This is a genomic window from Neobacillus cucumis, from assembly GCF_002860255.1.
In the GTDB taxonomy this organism is placed as follows: Bacteria; Bacillota; Bacilli; order Bacillales; family Cytobacillaceae; genus Neobacillus; species Neobacillus cucumis_A.
The window spans coordinates 48,932-68,314 of sequence record NZ_PGVE01000072.1 but is presented as its reverse complement, the minus strand read 5'-3'; the positions used below and the strand labels follow the sequence as shown (position 1 = coordinate 68,314).

18 protein-coding genes are annotated in these 19,383 nt (G+C 38.5%); 9 read left to right on the top strand and 9 right to left on the bottom strand.

Annotation, left to right across the window (positions count from 1 at the left end; all coding sequences use genetic code 11):
* Window positions 1-67 precede the first annotated feature (67 nt).
* The 5 genes from CVD27_RS19815 (at window position 68) to CVD27_RS19800 (ending at window position 5,173) form a co-directional block, all read left to right on the top strand.
* A complete protein-coding gene (locus tag CVD27_RS19815) occupies window positions 68-1,138 on the top strand; it encodes an AI-2E family transporter (RefSeq protein ID WP_101649721.1) in 1,071 nt (356 codons plus the stop codon).
* A 164-nt stretch (window positions 1,139-1,302) separates the two neighbouring features.
* Window positions 1,303-1,455 (top strand): hypothetical protein, encoded by a 153-nt coding sequence (locus tag CVD27_RS28285; protein ID WP_180960367.1) that lies wholly within the window; start codon window positions 1,303-1,305, stop codon window positions 1,453-1,455.
* Window positions 1,456-1,821: 366 nt separating this feature from the next.
* Entirely contained in the window at window positions 1,822-2,883 is a 1,062-nt protein-coding gene (locus CVD27_RS19810; RefSeq protein WP_101649719.1) for a glycosyltransferase, read from the top strand.
* A complete protein-coding gene (locus tag CVD27_RS19805; protein WP_101649717.1) occupies window positions 2,883-4,163 on the top strand; it encodes a hypothetical protein in 1,281 nt (426 codons plus the stop codon). Before CVD27_RS19810 ends, CVD27_RS19805 begins: the two co-directional genes overlap by 1 nt.
* Window positions 4,160-5,173: an NAD-dependent epimerase gene (locus CVD27_RS19800; RefSeq protein ID WP_101649715.1), complete on the top strand. Its 1,014-nt coding sequence runs from the start codon at window positions 4,160-4,162 to the stop codon at window positions 5,171-5,173. The genes CVD27_RS19805 and CVD27_RS19800 overlap by 4 nt, the downstream gene beginning before the upstream one ends.
* A gap of 55 nt (window positions 5,174-5,228) precedes the next feature.
* Here CVD27_RS19800 and CVD27_RS19795 read toward each other — a convergent pair whose 3' ends face one another.
* Window positions 5,229-5,627, bottom strand: a complete 399-nt coding sequence (locus CVD27_RS19795; RefSeq protein WP_101649714.1) for a hypothetical protein — start codon at window positions 5,625-5,627, stop codon at window positions 5,229-5,231.
* Between the two features lie 126 nt (window positions 5,628-5,753).
* Complete coding sequence (locus tag CVD27_RS19790) at window positions 5,754-6,599, bottom strand: STAS domain-containing protein (protein ID WP_101649712.1); 846 nt, start codon at window positions 6,597-6,599, stop codon at window positions 5,754-5,756.
* Window positions 6,600-7,188: 589 nt separating this feature from the next.
* Between CVD27_RS19790 and CVD27_RS19785 the strand changes: the two genes are divergently transcribed.
* Window positions 7,189-7,944, top strand: a complete 756-nt coding sequence (locus CVD27_RS19785) for a TraR/DksA C4-type zinc finger protein (protein WP_101649710.1) — start codon at window positions 7,189-7,191, stop codon at window positions 7,942-7,944.
* A 36-nt stretch (window positions 7,945-7,980) separates the two neighbouring features.
* Here the strand turns inward: CVD27_RS19785 and CVD27_RS19780 are convergent, their stop codons facing one another.
* Both CVD27_RS19780 and CVD27_RS19775 read right to left on the bottom strand, forming a co-directional pair.
* A complete protein-coding gene (locus CVD27_RS19780; protein WP_101649709.1) occupies window positions 7,981-8,742 on the bottom strand; it encodes an SDR family NAD(P)-dependent oxidoreductase in 762 nt (253 codons plus the stop codon).
* Between the two features lie 96 nt (window positions 8,743-8,838).
* Entirely contained in the window at window positions 8,839-9,606 is a 768-nt protein-coding gene (locus CVD27_RS19775; RefSeq protein ID WP_101649706.1) for a YhfC family intramembrane metalloprotease, read from the bottom strand.
* 201 nt (window positions 9,607-9,807) lie between these two features.
* On the opposite strand from CVD27_RS19775, the gene CVD27_RS19770 reads away from it, so the two are divergent.
* A complete protein-coding gene (locus tag CVD27_RS19770) occupies window positions 9,808-10,434 on the top strand; it encodes a metal-dependent hydrolase (protein ID WP_101649704.1) in 627 nt (208 codons plus the stop codon).
* A 470-nt stretch (window positions 10,435-10,904) separates the two neighbouring features.
* On the opposite strand, the gene CVD27_RS19765 is transcribed toward CVD27_RS19770, so the two are convergent.
* The 3 genes from CVD27_RS19765 to CVD27_RS19755 form a co-directional block, all read right to left on the bottom strand.
* Complete coding sequence (locus CVD27_RS19765; RefSeq protein ID WP_101649702.1) at window positions 10,905-11,495, bottom strand: molybdopterin-dependent oxidoreductase; 591 nt, start codon at window positions 11,493-11,495, stop codon at window positions 10,905-10,907.
* 165 nt (window positions 11,496-11,660) lie between these two features.
* Window positions 11,661-12,245 (bottom strand): general stress protein, encoded by a 585-nt coding sequence (locus CVD27_RS19760; protein WP_101649700.1) that lies wholly within the window; start codon window positions 12,243-12,245, stop codon window positions 11,661-11,663.
* 187 nt (window positions 12,246-12,432) lie between these two features.
* Window positions 12,433-14,478, bottom strand: a complete 2,046-nt coding sequence (locus tag CVD27_RS19755; RefSeq protein WP_101649698.1) for a molybdopterin-containing oxidoreductase family protein — start codon at window positions 14,476-14,478, stop codon at window positions 12,433-12,435.
* A 172-nt stretch (window positions 14,479-14,650) separates the two neighbouring features.
* Between CVD27_RS19755 and CVD27_RS19750 the strand changes: the two genes are divergently transcribed.
* A complete protein-coding gene (locus CVD27_RS19750) occupies window positions 14,651-14,863 on the top strand; it encodes a hypothetical protein (RefSeq protein ID WP_101649696.1) in 213 nt (70 codons plus the stop codon).
* 269 nt (window positions 14,864-15,132) lie between these two features.
* Here the strand turns inward: CVD27_RS19750 and CVD27_RS19745 are convergent, their stop codons facing one another.
* Entirely contained in the window at window positions 15,133-16,092 is a 960-nt protein-coding gene (locus CVD27_RS19745) for an aldolase catalytic domain-containing protein (protein WP_101649694.1), read from the bottom strand.
* Window positions 16,093-16,376: 284 nt separating this feature from the next.
* Here CVD27_RS19745 and CVD27_RS19740 point away from each other — a divergent pair, with 284 nt between their 5' ends.
* Window positions 16,377-17,528, top strand: a complete 1,152-nt coding sequence (locus CVD27_RS19740) for an SLC13 family permease (protein WP_101649693.1) — start codon at window positions 16,377-16,379, stop codon at window positions 17,526-17,528.
* Between the two features lie 66 nt (window positions 17,529-17,594).
* Here CVD27_RS19740 and CVD27_RS19735 read toward each other — a convergent pair whose 3' ends face one another.
* Entirely contained in the window at window positions 17,595-19,235 is a 1,641-nt protein-coding gene (locus tag CVD27_RS19735) for an Ig domain protein group 2 domain protein (RefSeq protein ID WP_374703090.1), read from the bottom strand.
* Window positions 19,236-19,383: the final 148 nt, after the last annotated feature.

Below are 19,383 nucleotides of genomic sequence, written 5' to 3'. Positions count from 1 at the left end.
GAGAAACTAATTTAGCAGCGAATAAATTCCTTACTTATTAGAAATAAATTCTTCTAGGGTGGATGGTATGTGGATAAAGAGACCTTTTTTTAAATATGCAACAGGTATCCTGTTAATTCTATTAATCATTTTCTTATTTGGGAAAATTGATTACTTTGTTTGGCCCTTTCAAAAATTAATTGCTACTATATTTTTTCCGATTCTCCTTTCCGGAATAATTTATTATATAATGAGGCCATTTGTAACCTTTTTTTCCAATTATTTCAGCAAAAATATGAGTATATTGATTGTTTATTTACTATTCATCGGGGCTGGATATCTTTTTGTTCATTTTACTGGTACACCCATTGCACAACAAGTCCAGCAACTTTCGGACCAATTTCCAAATAAAGTTGAAAAGATATCAAATGTGTCCCATAACTTGGTTAAGCATAATAGCTTTGGAAACAGTTCGATAAGAATGATTGAAAAAAAAGCAAATTCTCTCTCAAACTCCTTTTTTAATCATGTCGAACAAAATATAACGAATATCATATCAATTATCACTAGTATTGCAACGGTGCTTGCAGTTGTTCCGTTTATTGTTTTTTATTTTTTACGTGATAGCGAGAAACTGAAGCCCGCTCTCTTGAAAAATCTACCTGTGGAACACGTAGAAGAGGGTAATTTAATTCTTGTAGATATAGATAAGACTCTATCCGCTTATATAATCGGACAATGTATTATCGCAATATCCGATGGTATCATGCTGTATATTGGATTTTGCCTTATCGGCCTGAATAATAGTCTAGTGCTTGCTATTTTCGCCATGTGTATGACGATGGTACCCTTTATTGGCCCCGTAATCGGAATGGTCCCGGCCTTCCTTTTCGCACTTCTACAAAGTCCATTGATGGTTTTGAAAGTCGTTTTAGTCGGAGTCGTTGCACAACAAATAGATGGAAATTTTGTTACACCAAGAGTTATGGGAAAGAAACTGAATCTTCATCCATTAACTGTCATTTTCATTTTGTTAATTTCAGGGGCTATTTATGGATTTATAGGAATCATTATCGCCATTCCACTCTACTCGGTTGTTAAAGTAACCCTTAAAAATGTTATTCGTTTTTATAAGCTAAGGAAAATGGAGAACAGGTAATAATCACGGGGACGGTTCTCCTGCTTCTTAGGAAGCAGGAGAACCGTCCCCGTGTGTATTACCTATGACCGATGGACTAATTTACATAAATTCCGAAAAAGTCTCGACCTATAAACATATAATTGAATAAATAATATATCTTCCTATAAAGTGAGGATCAGACCATGTGCGAAATAAAACTTCTTTTATCGAAAGAAATTGGCCGTCTAATTGATGATATTTATAAATGTAACAACGAAACGTTAAGGGAACAGATTTTAATGGACATCATTTTATTAAATGACGCTATTATGCAATACAACGATGAGGTCTTTTAGTTTATTCGTTTTAGGGGTCAAATTGAATTCTAGATGACATGATGATCCCCCATCCCACGGGGACCCTTCCTCTTTTCCTAAGAGCCTTGTAAATTCCTCATTCATCCATCCACCTTCATTATGTGGGGTCAGGTAATAAACCTGGCCCTCACCAGTTACCTCCTGCAGTGGCAAATCCTTTATTTAAAAGGTAATTTTTATCCCTCTCTTCTTTAATAGTTACGAATTATTAGTAGGATAAAAAAGCTGTTAGATACTTCTAAGGTATTTTTTTGCTATTTGTCCGAACCTCTTTTTCATTTGTGAATAAGTTAATATAGAAAATTTTATTATTTCCCTATACCTTTTCGAAAGGAGCTATTTTTTTTGTCAACAGTTATGCATTTAAATTTAAGAGTTGATCCGACTCAATATATACCACAAATTCGTGAAGTTCCGGGCTATGACTATATTCATTTGGTACGACATCCAAAGTACATGACCGACCTTTCGCTGCTAAATGAAAAAGTTTATTATCTAAATGAAATTTATTCGAAAAGACAATTTGTAAAAAACAATCATATCTCTCTCTTACACGCCCATCATGGACAACTAGGTATATTATTACTTCCTTTTAAGGACAAAACGAACCTTCCACTAGTAACCAGTATTCGTGGCAGAGATGCCACTTTAGCCAATCAGCCAGTAGGCTATTTAGAAAACATGAAGATGCTTTTTGAGCAAGGAGATATGTTTTTTCCAGTATGTCAATATTTAGCCGATCGAATTATGGACTGGGGCTGCCCTTCGGAGAAAATTAGAGTGCTATACGGAGGAATTGATCTAAGCCGATACCATTATCGACCGCCAAGTCTTGGAGACTCACAAAACATTTTATCTGTAGGCAGATTAGTAGAAAAAAAAGGCCATCATATTTTAATGCAGGCCTTTCAAAAAATTAAAGACAAATTCCCTCATGCTACACTTACCATTATCGGTAGAGGAGAACTTCAAGAATCCCTTACTTCTTTGTCCGAAAAACTAAATTTAGGAGATTCCTTCCGTTTATTAAATCATCTTCCAAAGGAGAAAGTTCGAGAACATATGGCCTCTGCAGATTTATTTTGCGCGGCCAGTATCGTATCATCAGCAGGAGATGTGGAAGGGATTCCTAATACCCTAAAAGAGGCCATGGCAACAGGAGTACCTGTCATCTCCACTAATCATGCAGGCATCCCTGAATTGGTTACCCATCATCAAGAGGGGTTCTTAGTGCAAGAAAACAATGTTGATGAACTTGCTGAAGCCCTTGAGTTTATGCTGACCCACAGGGAGTTATGGGAAGAGTACTCCATTGCAGCGCGTCAAAAAGTCGAGAAAAACTTTGATGCTACTCAACAGCTATTATTGCAGGCAAAATATTATGATGAATTGTTGGGGGGATCATAATGGGGAATTTTAAATCCATTAAGGTTACCAAAGGGTTAAAAACCTTAGAGATTGATAATCCTGCTAACTATCCTTTAGTAGGAATGGGGGCAAAAGGTGCCGTCTTTAAACTTTCTGAAGACAAATGTGTAAAAATATACATCGATCCGCTTGAAGCAGAGATGGAGGCCAAAGCTCTTACAGTTGGAAAACATTTGTCCTTTTTACCCAAAGTATATGAAACAGGATCAAACTATGTCGTCATGGAATATTTTAATGCGCCAACGTTAAAAGAATACCTAAAGAATTGCACCTACCTCCCTGAATCTATCGCAAGAAAGCTTCTTAATATTTTGTTTAACTTAAAAAAGGCAAAGTTTACCACGGTAGATGCCCCTCTTAGCCACATTTTCGTCCTTGATAATGAAGAGCTCAAAGTCGTTGACCATGTTAATGCCTTCACCAAAATGTATCCTGTTCCTCTTAAACTACTAAGAGATTTAGAGATCATCCTATTAAAAGACTCATTCTTAGCGCAAGTAAAAAAGTTAGCACCGCGTGCATACGAAGCTTGGGGGAAATATTTTTACAAAAACAGATTGGACTATAAAAATATCCCCGTAACCTCAGGCGGCTCTGGAGAAAGTGTAAGGGTAGACAGTTCAGTTACACAACAATTAATTGGTAAAGGCCATCAGGGTGCCGTATATCGGGTAGCAGAAGATAAATGTGTTAAGATTTACGGAAAACAAGAGCATGCCAATCAGGAAAAAAAGGTTTTACTAACTTACAAAAACTTGTCCTTTATACCAAAGGTTTTTGAAACAGGACCGAATTATGTAGTGATGGAATATCTTCTCGGACCTGATTTAAACACCTTTCTTAAGCATCAATCTAAATTATCGGAAGACGTGACAAGACAATTACTTGATATTTTAACTAATCAAAAAAAATCAGGATTTAAGCAAATTGATGCCCCACTAAGACATATTATAATAACCAATAATGGATTTAAAATGGTTGACCATGTCTATGCCTTCACAAATGAACAAAAAAGACCTCTTGAGTTATTTCAAAACCTTCGTGAAAGAGGCTTCTTAGAGTCTTTCCTTGAACAGGTAAAGGAAATGGATCCTGATCTACATGCGGAGTGGACGAGCACCCCCATTCCTCTTGGGAAAGAAGAAATAGTTGAAGAGGAACAAGTAAGTAAAAAGATTAAGAAAATGGACGAGCATAGGAAAAGAAATAAGAATCGAAAAAAAGAGGACGGCCGTAAAGGTCATGATCGCAGAAAATGAATATTTTAGTCACTGGAGCAGCAGGTTTTATTGGATTTCATCTTTCTAAACGTTTGTTAGCACAAAATTACCATGTAATTGGTATCGATAACCTTAATGAATATTACGACGTTCTTTTAAAGAAAGAACGGTTAAAGTTACTAGACGAACACCCTAATTTTGAATTCTATAAAATCGATTTAGCAGAGGAAGAGTCATTAAAAACATTATTTCAAAACCACTCCATAGAGATTGTCATTAATTTAGCTGCTCAAGCAGGAGTCCGCTATAGTCTTACAAATCCACATTCCTATATTCATTCCAACCTGCTGGGATATACAAATATTTTAGAAGCATGCCGGCACTATCATGTAAAACACTTAATCTATGCCTCATCAAGCTCGGTTTATGGAGCAAATTCAAACATTCCCTTCTCAACGAGTGACTCTGTTGATCATCCTGTGAGTTTGTATGCAGCCACTAAAAAAGCAAATGAATTAATGGCTCATACTTACAGTCATCTATATAATATTCCAACTACAGGTCTTCGTTTCTTTACGGTATATGGACCGTGGGGACGGCCTGATATGGCTTATTATACTTTCACTAAAGATATTTTCGAGGGAAATACAATAAAAGTATTTAATAATGGGGACATGCGCAGAGATTTTACTTTTATTGATGATATTGTGGAAGGAATCATTCAATTATTGGATCATCCGCCAGAGTACAATCATGACTGGGATAAGAAGAATCCCGATCCTAGCTCTAGCTATGCTCCCTATAAAATTTATAATATTGGCAATAACAATCCTGTAAAGTTAATGGATTTTATTCAAATATTAGAGAAACACATTGGGAAAACAGCGAAAGTAGAATTCTTACCAATGCAGCCTGGAGATGTGAAAGAAACCTATGCAGATATTTCCGATTTACATCAGGATATCGGGTTCTATCCACGAACATCCATTGAAGCTGGTTTAGGTCAGTTTGTAAATTGGTTCAAACAATATTATCAAAAGGAAAAATAATCACGGGGACGGTTCTCCTGCTTCCAAAGAAGCAGGAGAACCGTCCCCATGTGTATTAGGATTTAAATTTGTTTATTAATTGTTTAAACTTTGGGGAGATTCCTTTCAGTAATGGTTTATATTGTTTAGTTGTTTCGACAAGCATATCTACTGTTTCCATAAGCAATACGACATCCACTTTGTTAAGTAGATTTACGATTTGTTGTTCTACTTGATTTTGAGGAGTCAGAGCACTGTGCTCCGCTTCCTTTCTCCGAGAGCCAAGGATCCAATCATCAAACTGATTTGTCTTGCGATTGAAATAGGGTGGCTCTTTTTGTTCCGGAATTTCTTGTGAATGACTTTCGTCCTTTATGTTTCCTTCTCCTTGCTTATTGGTTCCAAACATAAATCCAGAAAACCGATTCGATTCCTTATTGGGTTTCTTTTTAAATCTATTCTCATCGTCCCGCAATCGCACCCTTCTTCCCTTCATACCCTTTTAGATAATTTATGATTGGTAGTGTGACAAGGTGTGGACAACATAATAAAAAATTAAATCAGAAAAATTTAATAGCTAATCGACAAACACGCAACCATGTCATCCTCTGAAGGCAGCCAATGAAGTTAGTGCATGGCGCAGAGTAGAATAGGTTGAAACATCCTTGAATTCGAGTCCTAGCTGTACAGCCGTTTGTGCTATCTCGGGTCTTACTCCTGAAAGGGTAGAGGTCACCCCAATTAATCTCAATGCTTCTATCATAAGGAAGATTTGATGGGCTACCATGGTATCAATCATTAGAAAGCCTGATAAATCAATAACAAGATCATTTACTCCTAGATTGACACACTGGTTCAAAGTATTTTCAAGCATTAACTTAGCCCGTCTCGTATCTATATCGCCTACAAGAGGAAGTAACGCTACCTCTTTGTTAAGAGCAATAACCGGGGAACTTAACTCCTGTATAAGTTCCTGTTGAGCACGTAGTTTTTGATGTGAATAGTATTGATGTTCTTCAACAAAACCTAACACAACTTTATCAAATGCTTTTATCATCACTCGATTCCAGCTATCTATCACTTCTTTGGAAAACTCATCCTCATGTAAAGAAACAAAATCCTGAATATAATCAAGATACTGTTCCCGCACCCTAAAAAATTCTCTTAACATATAATGGAGTGGTGTGTTTAAATGCTGTTGATCCTGAGCAATAGAAAGGATCCATTTTTGGAATTCCTCCAAGAACTCTGTTTCCTCCCTAATAAAAACGTCACAAAGATGTAAATGGAAATCATAGTTTTGTTTTTTTAAAGTATTGGTAACATTAGGGTCATCAGAGGCATATACTCCTGACGAGTCACTTTTATCAAGAGAATTATACCATTCCTCTGTAAGATTTCTTGCTTTAGCTAATAAAAATGAGTATAATTCTTTATTTCTATGCATTGAGAATCCCCCCTCCTTTATGTATATTCTACTAAAATTTTAACTTATCTTATTACATATGTCTTGCTGCATACACTTTCTAACTAAATTAAACTCCCCCCATTAAAGGAACACCTTCAACTCAAACAAGCTTATTCTTGTATATCGTCGTCACTTTTGTATTCTAAAATGTCCCCAAGCTGGCATTCTAGTGCTAGATAAAAAGCATTTCTCATTACAAAGAAATGCTTTATAAAACTAAAACTATTCAATTGCAAAAACCCGGCGTTTTCACTGAAACCCGGGTTCTTGTTGAGATTTAATGATCATTCTACACCTCAATAACCTTTGTTAGGCTTCGTTCTGCCTGCCTTCCTTTCCCCATACAGCTAAATAAATCATAAACCAAAACGGGGCCATTACCGACATTCCTCGGATGAATCCAATCATAAAATTGAACATAGTCATTACCTCCTCATGAGTCGAAAGGATTTCTCTAGTAAAATACCCTTTTTTCAATAACATAATCATTCATGTTTCTATAAAAAACAAAAAGGGTATTTATTATTTAAGAGATTAATAGAAATGATAAAGGGGGCCGTGGACCATCATGTTGTCTGTAAATCAGCTTGACCGATTAAAAAAGAGGCTTGAGGAAGAAAAACAGGAGATTAAAGGACAAATCAATCGTAACCCCACGCTGGATACGAGCTTGCGGGAAACAGTCGATGAATTATCGACCTATGACAATCATCCTGCTGACATGGGGACAGAATTATTTGAGCGTGAACGCGATTTTGCCTTAAAGAACCACCAGGAAGATGAACTAAAAAAAATAAATACGGCACTGGATGTCATTGAAAAAGGAACCTATGGAAAGTGCGAGGTTTGCGGGGACGAAATTCCTTTCGAGCGGCTGGAAGTTCTTCCTTCCACCTTACATTGTGTAGAACACGCTCGGGAAGCTGCTAGCGGGGATTATCGCCCAGTGGAAGAAGACCTCTTAAAGCCATCCGAGGTTAACTCCTTTAGGCATGAACCGGACGATGGGGTTATCGATACTCAAGACAGCTTTCAGGAAGTGGCCAAGTTTGGAACCTCGGAAACCCCTGCTGACCTCGTTGGGGATTATAACAGCTATAATGAGCTCTATAACCAAGGGATAAATGAAGAGTCTTATGCGGAGGATTACGAAACTTATTCTGCCACAGACATAACTGGCCGACAAAAAACGGTTCTGCCCTCTCGAAAGATGGAAGAATACAAGGAATTGCTTGATAGAAAAGGGATTGAATCCAAAATTGGAGACATACCCTATAAATACAGAGATAGTTATATAGAAAATAAGAAAACAGAGACTAAGTAATTTTTTAGTCTCTGTTTTTTCCTTCTTCCATTCATCTTAAAAATTCATTTTCGACTGTCCGCCATCCACATTGATAGTCGCGCCCACAATCCATGAGGCTTTTTCGGAAGCAAGAAACACCGCTACATTGGCGATTTCCTCGGGAGTGCCAAATCGCCCAGCTGGAATATCTTTTTTCACAAATTCCTTTATCCCTTCCGGATCTGCATCGAGTCGTTTTTTCCAATTTCCCGTTTCATGCAGGATGCTTCCTGGCGCAATACCGTTGACTCTAATTCCATATGGTATAACTTCATCTGCTAACGACTTAGTGAAACTAATCAGTGCGGATTTGGCATTATTATAAGTGACTTTTCCGCCGCTTTCCCTCCCGTAAACGGATGTAATATTGATAATTGAGCCTGTTCCCTGCTTTTTCATATTCTCCACAGCCAGCTTACTTAAATGGACCGCTGAAAAATAATTCAGCTCCATGGCGTGGTAAAACAAATCCATTTCTGTTTCGGACGCGTTCCCGCCATTGCTCCCCCCGGCATTATTAATTAAGATATCTATGTTTCCGTATTGTTCGATAACCGATTGAAACATTTCTTCACGCTCGTCCGCATTGGTAATATCGGCTTGGAAAATAGAGACCCTTTCCCCGATCTCTTGTTTTGTCATTTCCAATGCTTCCATCTGACGCGCTGTAATCAAAACATTTGCGCCCTCCTCCACAAATGCCTTGGCGATCGCTTTGCCAATCCCCTTTGAGCCGCCAGTGATCAATACATTTTTTCCATGCAATTGCAAGTCCATAGTAAAAACTCCTTTTCATGTAAACTATAATTATTGTAGCGTTATTATAAAAAAAAATAAAAGATCCTTACGTCTCCCGTAAGGACCCCTTTGTCGTTATGCTAACAATCTCCTCGCCTTCTTAATGAACCAAAACGAAGTAATGCCCACGATTGCTATATATAATTCCACAACCCATAAGCTTGTAAAATGACCGGTCTGCACGAACACGAGCGGGAAATCAATCGCAGCATGAATGAGAAGGACGTAAATAACATAAATAAATTTCTTTTTTACGACCCCAATCAATACCCATAAGCTAAAAGCAATCTGCATAAATACGGCGAAAAACCGTTCAACACAGCCTAATAAATAAAAGGATATACCATTGTTTAACACGGTATCTTTAATGACAGCAAGCTGTTCCGTTGGGATTTTTCCTGCCATTGTTTTTTCTAGTGTACCTGCATTCATCATAAACGCAAACATGATGGTTGGCACAACCATGGTTAACACTAACAAAATGGCCTCCATGCCGCCCCAGCCGACTCCAAACGAAATTCCCCCTTTGTAATCGTAGAATTTTTTTAACAGCCATGTAAATATAAGAAAGCGACCAAGCTCTTCAAATGTGCCAGCTGCCATCCCCCCATATAGCCCAAACAGCAATGGGTGTTCCGCATAATTTGGAAAAGCCGTAATGACCGCTAGATGAAGAGCTTTTTCCAAAACCTGAGTCATCACCACAAATCCAAACGCGCCTATAATTAACGGCTTTACCGCAATACCCGTCTTCTTTCGATAATATAAAATCAACCCAATGAATAATGCCACTGAAAAAATAATCGGAACAAACATCGAAATGATCTTTGCTGTACTAACCATTCTAACTCCCCCTTGTAAAGCTTCCTCTTTTTATTATCATTCTCAATAATGATAATAATTGATGTTCCAATAACTGTCAATAGAAAACTTTCCATTTCTTTATCATTTCTTAAATATTTTCTAAACAGAACAAATGTTTTGATGTAAAATAGGTATGTCTATTTTTTTTATACATACATGTTTATTTGAGGTGGAATGAAAATGAATGGTACATCACACGCGGTCCTTGGATCAGCAACTGGATTTATAGTTGCTAATGCATTCCAAACCTCTCCGTCTGCGACATTGTTGTTCGTTGGATTAGGAGGGATTTCGGGATTAATCCCTGATTTAGATATTGACGGGAAGCTTCGCGGAAAAATTACTTTGTCACATAAGGTGATTCGACTGTCTGCCCTGATCATTGGAATGTTGATGATCGTATTTAGTTACTTTGAGAAAACAGGGGTAGACAAATGGCTGGGGGGGGGAATCGGATGTTTGATTATAGCTGTTGCCTCTCTCATTAAGCAAAAACATATGTTAACCATTACAGGCTTGGCTGTACTGGCGGGAGGAGTCTCATTAGCGGAACTTTGGTTAATTCTTCTGGGGATCTACATTATCATAGCGTCTTTTAGCTCTCACCGCACTTATACCCATTCGATTTTAGGCGTTGTTTTCTTTGGGGTCATTGCTTCTAATTTTGAGGCTTCACTTGGGATACAGGGTGTTTACTATTCCTGTATTGGCGGTTATATCAGTCATCTGATAGCTGATTTAAAAATACTGCCCTTTAATAAACGGGGTATTAAGCTGTTCTTGCCATTGTCTTCGAAGGAATTATAAATCTGAAAACCCATGATCATATTTCGTCTTTCTTTCATTCAGTATTACTTTTAGAACAAAATGCTGCAAAAAAGGTGTTAATCCTGCAGGATTAACGCCTTAGTTTTTGCAAACACTATTATAAAAAATAGTAATGGATATTTATAAAAATATACCTATTTGTTGTATAGAGGTTACTTCAGATGAAACCATTTAAAGAAAAGAAAAAACACCAGAAAAAAATACGTCATTATCTATTTGAAAAAATCACCGAGTGTCTTATTGAGGGTATTTTTGGTTTGTTATGGAGGTTACTTGTAGGTTTTTTTGGTCTTTTAGGCAGGTTGATTATGTCTATTTTTCATCATTTCTTTTAATTAATGTCCATTAGTGACCGTTACCCCAATAAGAAAATGCCTTGCTTCTTTTTTGAAGCAAAGCATTCTAAAAGAGAAGGATCGCGTACCCCCTTTGAAACATAGCTGAATATGCTAGCGGTACCGTTCTTCTTTAAATGGATTGGCTGTCATCGAATAGCCAAACTCTTCCCAAAAACCGGCCTCATCTTCTTTCATAAACTCGATTCCTGAAACCCATTTCGAGCCTTTCCAAAGATAAAATGTTTCTGGCGGAATAAACCGCAGTGGATAACCATGTTTGGGATCTATATCCTGCCAATCATGATGTTGATCCTTCCAACGGTAGACAAACAATGAATCCTCCCCTAATAAAGGCTCGAGTGGCAAATTAGCAGAATAACCAAATCTATCCCCATTATAGTAACCGTAAATTTTTATGTATTTAACCTCTTCATCGATTTCCACAAGTTTTAATAATTCTCTAAGGGCAATGCCTTCAAAAGTGGTATCAAATTTTGACCAGGTAGTAACACAATGCATGTTAACGGTTGAGATGGTCCTCGGCAGCTCCATGAATTCTTTATAGGATAAGATCTTTTCTTCTTTTACCTCACCAAAAAGCTTGAAATTCCAATAGGTTTTATTAAACACGGGGATATCCCCTTTGTGCAATATTGGCCATTTTTCTGTTTCGAATTGCCCAGGTGGAAGCAGCTTGTCCATCATACACCATCCTTTTTCCTATTAAACGATTATTAGACCACAGTATTTCGTATAGTATACTACAAAATAATTCAAGAAAACCATGTTAGTTTCCTGCACTGTATTCAATGAAAAAGGGTACCGCCTCCAGTTGTTTGGAGACAAGTACCCTTTTCTCTTCAATCCTTAAAATTCTCTGTTGTCTAAGTTCGTATTTGTTTGATTCAACGAAGTGACCGGAGTATTGTATGGATCATTTGATTTTATGGTTACGTCTGTATCGTTTTGGTTTATACTTGAATCCACTCGTTGTCCTTCACCTAGACGGTTTTGTCGGCGTTCCACCACAACAAGGAATTTACCTTCTTTTACATAGCCTTCGTAACGGTCCGCCTCCTCTTCAGGAATTCCTAATCCAATTAAAACTCCTGCCAAGCCGCCTACTCCCGCTCCGGCAGCTGCCCCAGTAAGAGTTGCAGCTATTGGCCCAGCCGCTACAATAGGCCCGATTCCTGGTATAGCAAGGGCACCTACGCCTGCAAGCAGTCCTAATATTCCACCAAGTGCCCCGCCTGTTGCAGCTCCCGTAAGAGCACTTTTTTCAGTTGTCGTACCAGTAGTATCATTAATGTCTTTTACAACGTCTTTGTCTTTCCCGATAACTGAAATATCTTCGGAGGCATAACCCTGTCGTTTTAAATCTTCGACCGCCTGAATAACCTCTTGTTCAGTATCGTAAACTCCCACCAAATTCTTTTCATGTTCGTACATTGAAATTCCTCCTTTGATTGGTTGTCCTTATTTTAACTACCCGACCTGAGGAGGAATGAAACATTTATTCTTTCATTGCTTTGGCCATTTCAATATTTTTTAAACAGCACCGTTTTTATCTGGCAGGTATTTTTACAGGTAGACAACTCATTCCTCAAGGCATAAGGGATCAGTCAGTCTTTTGGTGTCAGGCACCAGTTAATTTTTCGACGGTAACTCTCCCTGAAAAAAAAGTGGCGCCTCCGCCCATGTCTGCGATTCGGTCTGGAGTAAGCGAGTTGACCAGATGTTTTGTTCCTTTATCTGCTCCCCAAAGACCTTGAGTTACTGCCACACCTGGAAGGACGCCGTCACCAACACTCGCTTTAAGGATACATTCCCCTTGGTCGTTCCAAACCCGGACCTTCTCTCCATTTTTCACTCCCAATTTTTCGGCATCGTAAGAATTTAAAACCACTTCAGGCTCTTTTTCGAACCTAACATGCGTTGTCTGGTTTGCAAAGGTTGAATTTAAAAAGCTATGATTCGGCCCCGCTATGAATTGTAAGGGGTGATGAGAGTCATTTTTTAAAGGTTCATAGGTTGGTAATGGAGGATAGCCGTCCTGTTTCATCTTTTCTGAATATAGTTCGATTTTTCCACTCGGTGTTGGGAGCCTGACAGGAAATATCGCCTTTGCCTTTAAATATTGATGTTCAGTTAAGGTTTCGTAGTTTATTTCTTTTATATAAGGATTCATGGGATTCGCTAGTGATTGATTAATTAATTCTGCTTCTGTTTCGTCAAAAGCCGTTTCAGTGAAGCCCATTCCTTTAGCCAGCAGCCGGAACACCTCCATGTTTGACTTTGCTTCCTCGAATGGTTCGATTACAGGCTGTTGAAGCTGAATATAGTGATGCCAATACGATGTATAAAAATCCATGTTTTCAAAGGACGATGTAGCCGGTAGAAGAATGTCTGCGTATCTAGCCGTTTCTGTTAAAAATAAATCATGGACAACAGTAAATAGGTCTTCCCGCTCTAATCCTCTTCGAACCTTATTGCCAGCTGGCGCCACAACGGCTGGATTACTCCCATATACATAGAGTGATTTTACAGGGGGATCTAAAGTGAGCAAGGCTTCACCCAGCAGGTTCATATTAATCACCCGCGTTTTTTTATTTTTCAACAAATCAGGCCGTTGCAAATGAGCAGCATGATGGGCCAGGTAAGCGGAATTTCCTTTGATTGCCCCTCCTCCTTTTACTAACCACTGTCCTGTTAACGCAGGGAGGCAGGAAATCGTTCTCACAAACATACCGCCATTGTCGTGGTGCTGCGGTCCATTTCCTATCCGAATAAAAGCAGGGGAAGTTTTACCATACATCCTTGCCAATTGAATAATATCCTCCGCCGGTATGCCGGTAATGCCTGATACAATAGCAGGGTCATACTGCACAACATGTTCACGCAGCTGCTCATGACCGACTGTATATTGTTCTAGAAATGAGGAATCCACCATGTTCTCAGTAAATAAAATATTCATCAACCCTAAAGCCAGAGCCGTATCTGTCCCCGGTAAAATGGGAATAAACCAGTCTGCTAATCTAGCCGTTTGGTTTTTATGGACATCAATCACAATGATTTTAGCACCATTTTGTTTCCTTGCTTTTTGAGCAAGAGCAACTTGGTGCATGTTGGTACTTACTGCATTTATCCCCCAAAAAATAAACAGCTTGGTGTGGCTGGTATCCTCCGGATCGATTCCGAAACTTCCTCCCATTGTATATTTATAGCCAACTGCACCGGCTGAGTTACAGATACTCCTGTCAAGCTGAGTGGCTCCCAGACGATTGAAGAAGCGGCGGTCCATTCCTTCCGCACTAAGGTTCCCCATATTTCCATAAAAGCTGTAGGGCAGAATACTTTCGGCACCCTCACTGTTTATCAGTTTCTTCCAGCGGGTGGCAATCGTCTCAATAGCTTCCTCCCAGCTTATTCGAACAAACTTCCCTTCTCCTTTTACACCAAGGCGCTTCATTGGATACTTTAGCCGTTTTTCATCATAGATTCGTTCCGTCATATAACGAACTTTGTTGCAAATAAAACCCTTGGTGACTGGATGATTTGGATCACCTTCGACTTTGATAATTTTTCCGTTCTGTTTATGTAAAAGCAACCCGCATTGATCCGGGCAGTCTAGTGAACAAACTGAAGGGAAAATACCATCTGGGCTATCAATATAAGAGGGCATAGCCGGCCTCCTTTCCTTGGTGTCAGGCACCATTGTTAGATTCTACAATATCATAAAATAGGAATACTCGTCTCGAAGTGGTACTATTGGTCAATCAATTTCCTTTTGGCGTTATTATTTTAATCTGAATTGAACCTAACTCTAGATCATACATTAGTAAGAGGTGATTAAAATGGATAGACATCTAAAGCAAACTTTTAATTTCCGTTATTTGAAAATTGGTGAGATTGTTAATAGCGGAGTTTTGCAAATTGGTTGTGGAGCTGGTGAGACTCAACGAACCCCTCATGTTGCCTATACCACAGTAGGAACTTCATTAGTTGGTGTGTCAGCTCCTCCTCAATTTTCTGTCCCATTACAAGCAGCAATACGGGAGAAATTGTAAGATTTGCCCCTACTCTAAATAACTTCTTTAAGTTAATAACCTCCTAATATATGACTTCCTGTTGGAAGTCATTTTTCAGTTATTAAGCTTTCTTTAAAGGGAACATATTGCTCAAATAGACCTTATAAATAAATTCCTTAACCACATTAAGGATTTCTGCCTTTTGTTAAATGATTTCTTTATATAAAAATACACCCCAAAAGTTAAATTTTTCACTAACTTTTGGGGTGCCATTCCCTTCGCACTTCTTTTTATTTCCATTGAACTAATTACTTCGAAGCGGTCGCTAATGTAGCTTCTGGGGTGGTTACCTTGTCATAAAAATCGACGAATTGGTCACGTTCATCGCTATTGCGATAAGCCATTGCGACACGTGGATGTTCATTTAGCACACCAGAAATCATGTAAGGAATGATATAGCCCCACTCCCACTTTTGTCTCATTTCTACCATGTGCTTTTCTATTATGCCAAGTACTGGCCGCATTTCATAGCTTGATTTTTGAATATAACTAACGAGAAGTTCTGTATTACAGTTACCTGCCGCACGTCCCATGCCATAAACAGATGAATCTAAGAAGGTTACTCCATTTTGATACGCCATTAATGTATTGGCGAATGCTAACTGCATATTATTATGTGTATGAATGCCAAGCTGTTTGTTAGGAAGCAATGACTTAAATTTTTTTACTTGATGCTCAATCCCTGCAGGGTCCAAGCTTCCAAAGGAATCAACGATATATACAACATCTACAGGGCTTTCCTTCACCATTTCCATGGCTTCAATCAGCTGATGTTCAGGTACACTAGATAAAGCCATGATGTTAATGGAAGTCTCATAACCCAAATCATGAAACATTTGTACAAGCTCTAACCCTTTATCCACTTCACGGACATAGCATGCCACCCGGATCATATCCAAAACGCTTTGCTCACGTGGCAGGATGTCCTTCGGGTCCACACGACCAATATCTACTAGAGCAGATAGTTTCGTGAACTTTTTCTCTGGAATAATTTCTTTTAGAAAGTTATCATCCAGAAATCTCCATGGATTAGGCTCCTTCGCATTAAGAAGCCTAGCGGAATTTTTGTAGCCAATTTCCATATATTCAACACCGGCTTCACTTAGTCCATTATATAAGTCCTGAACAAATTCCACACTGAAATCCCAATTGTTGACTAGCCCGCCATCACGGATTGTACAGTCTAATATTTTGCTGCTATGTACCATATTTGCAACTCCCCCAGTTATTATGAGCATTCGTCATATTATTTGTTATTATTATTGCTTATATCATGATTTGATGAAAAGTGTCAAACTTATTTTTCAAATGAGAATGTTCTAAAAGAAATTTGGGGAAATTAACTTTTTATCCTCTTATATAATGTAAAGAGTTTTATTAAGTCTCTATTTTTCTTGTTTTGTAAAGCAAGCTACCCAACGACAAGAGAACGTGATAGAATCATAAGGTTAGATTTTGAGAATCATAAGGATAGTGTGTAGGTGATAGTACTGTGAAAGAAACTGTATTGATTCAACAAAAAAATAAATTTGCCATCCCATTTGGTTTACTAAAAAAAGATCTGGTCTTCACCATTTCCCTAGTTCTAGCCGCACTAAGCTGTCTCATTCAGCCGCCAAAACTGCAGTATATTAATTTCCATGTTCTGATTTCTTTATTTAATTTAATGCTTGCCATTAAAGCTTTTGAAGAACTGAAGGTTTTGGATAAATTAGCTATCAGCCTTTTAAATAAATGTAAGCATAGTAAATCGGTTTCAGCCATCCTTATTTTGTTATGTTTCTTTAGCTCCATGATTGTGACCAACGATGTAGCCTTGCTTACTTTTGTACCTTTGGCTCTAGTCATTAGCCAAAAGACAAACATTCCCATGATGGAAACAGTGATTCTTCAAACCATAGCTGCAAACATCGGCAGCAGTTTAACACCAATGGGAAACCCGCAAAATTTGTTTATTTATTCTTATTTTGGAATTCATCCGATGTCTTTTTTTACAACGGTGATCTTTATGGCTGTTCTTGGGATCAGTTCTCTCTATTTTCATATTCGAAGACTAAAGGGATCTAAACTAAGGGTAGACCTTAATCCGGTTATGATTGGAGATGGGAAAAAAGCGACGATTTGGGTTATGGCACTTATCATTATTATTGCTTCTATTTTTGGCATTTTAAATGATCAGATTGCCTTTATTATCACATTTATGTTTTCCCTTTTATTAAATAAAAAATTATTGCTCAAGATTGATTATTTATTACTTATAACTTTTATCTGCTTTTTTATTTTTATAGGAAATATATCTCATACTGAAGTCGTACAGACTTTTGCAGGTAAAAGCTTAAATGACGCGGGTTCTGTCTTTTTTAGTTCTATTTTTTTCAGCCAATTGATTAGTAATGTACCTGCCTCCATTCTTCTCTCCCACTTCACAACGGATTGGAAACCTTTGTTGTTAGGCGTAAATATCGGGGGACTTGGAACGATCATTGCTTCCCTAGCCAGTGTCATTTCATATAAATTGTATATTCAATCCAATCCAAGCGAAGGGAAAAAATACTTAACCAAATTTACGTTCTATAACTTTTCCTATTTATTCATTTTGGCACTACTACAGTATGCCATTTTAAAATTTTTAAAGATGATATAAAAAAATGCTAGGATCCTCTACTAATAGAGGTCCTGGCACCTTGAACGTTGTCACTTATAACAAGGATTAATTACTTATCACAAAATCATCAAAATTGATTCTACTTCCCGTTGTACCTGAAACCACAATCCTGAACCGAACTGGAGCTGTTTGGGTAAGGGTAAAAGTTTTAACTGTTAAAGAGGTTGAACTTGTATTCGTACTGCCAACGTTAGTCCATGTCGAGCCACCATTCGTAGACATTTGCAGCTGCCAATTTGCCCCGCTGTCGGTACTGAAATTAGCATGAGAAATTTGTACACTTTTTGCTCCGTTCACATCAAAATTCATCGAAATTTTTCCGGGAGCCCGCACCCGGGCAGACTGTAAGCCCGTTTTCTTATCGCTAGATAAATTCCCAATAAGAGCATTATCAAAATACCATGAACCACTTGCCAGAGATACATTTCCTGCAGAATACGCAGTTTTGGTTCCGGACTCAAACTTTTCATTCAAGTTTATGGTCCCTACCGAACCTCCGCTTGAACCGTAGCCATAGGACCCGGACTTAAATGTGGACGGATCATACCACTTATAACCTGACGCAGGTGCAGCCCACGGTTCTGCTACGGGCTCCGTGGATGTCTCAGGATTTTCCATTGATAACAAAGTCGTTCGTTGGTCCAACTGCAATCCGCTGACCTGGGATAAGGCTGTATAACTTTCCTGTTTTGCTAACCAGTCGACGATATTTACGAGTAACGTACTATCATTCTGTTCTTTAAAACCATCATACGTGGTCTTTGTTGATCCTGTTTCTTCACGTAAATATTTTGGAGTAGCATCTTCGACAGGAGAAGAATCGCCGATAAATGCAGCTTTTCCTAATCCTAGCTTGGAAACCGCTGCATAAGGACCCTCTGCTCTGCCCCCGCCATTATATACACCTTGATCGACAGCATTTCCCCAAGCTACCGTTGTTGGGGGAAGATAGACAATTCCTTTTGCTTTGTTAGGGTCCGTAATAGCTAATGTGGAACCTGCATGCATGGCCACAGTGGAAACACCACTTGTGATTCCAAAGGCTTGACTAGGTGCAACGATATCATTGGCAGTAACATCTCCAATCGCATTATATCGGTATCGGATCCCAAAGTTAGTTGCCAGCCAGTCTGATCCTGTTACACCCTGCATTGCTGCAGACGAAGCCTCTTCTGTGGTCATTCCTTTTGTCGGATTGGAATACGCCCCTCTGCGATAGCCATTAAAGACTTCGGAAGCATCCCAACGGTTTTTGTTGCGGTCCGCATTATAATGATCCCCAATAAAAAAGATACTTCCGCCATTTTGCACATACTGGATCATAGCGGCTTGTTCGGAGGTTTTGTAAGGAATATTTGCTTCTCCTATGATGAACACATTGTAGCCTTGTAAGTCTTCATAGGTAATCGGAGTGGTTTTTCGCAACTCTTTTGCATAATAGCCTTTGTTTGCCAGGGAATTGGCAAAATCAGAAAATCCCCCATTCAATACCCAGTCTGCTGCACCGGCTGTTTGTCCATGTGTATTATCAAATAAAATCTTCTTGCCATTCGCTGTTCCAACTGGCTGCAGTTGGGGAGCTGGATCCAGTGCATTCTCGGCTGAAACATACGGTGTGGCATAGATGAGAGTGGCAGACAAAAGCAAAAGAACGAATGCAAAAATGGTAAAGCCTTGACGTTTCATTTCGATCACTCCTTTTTATGTTGTCCTCCATAAAATACCACACCAATGTTAGGTGAATGTTAAGAATGATTAAAATTATAAAATTTTCCCAACTAGAATAACTAATCCAATTTACTTAACTTTTACAAACAAGAGAAAACCTTAATAA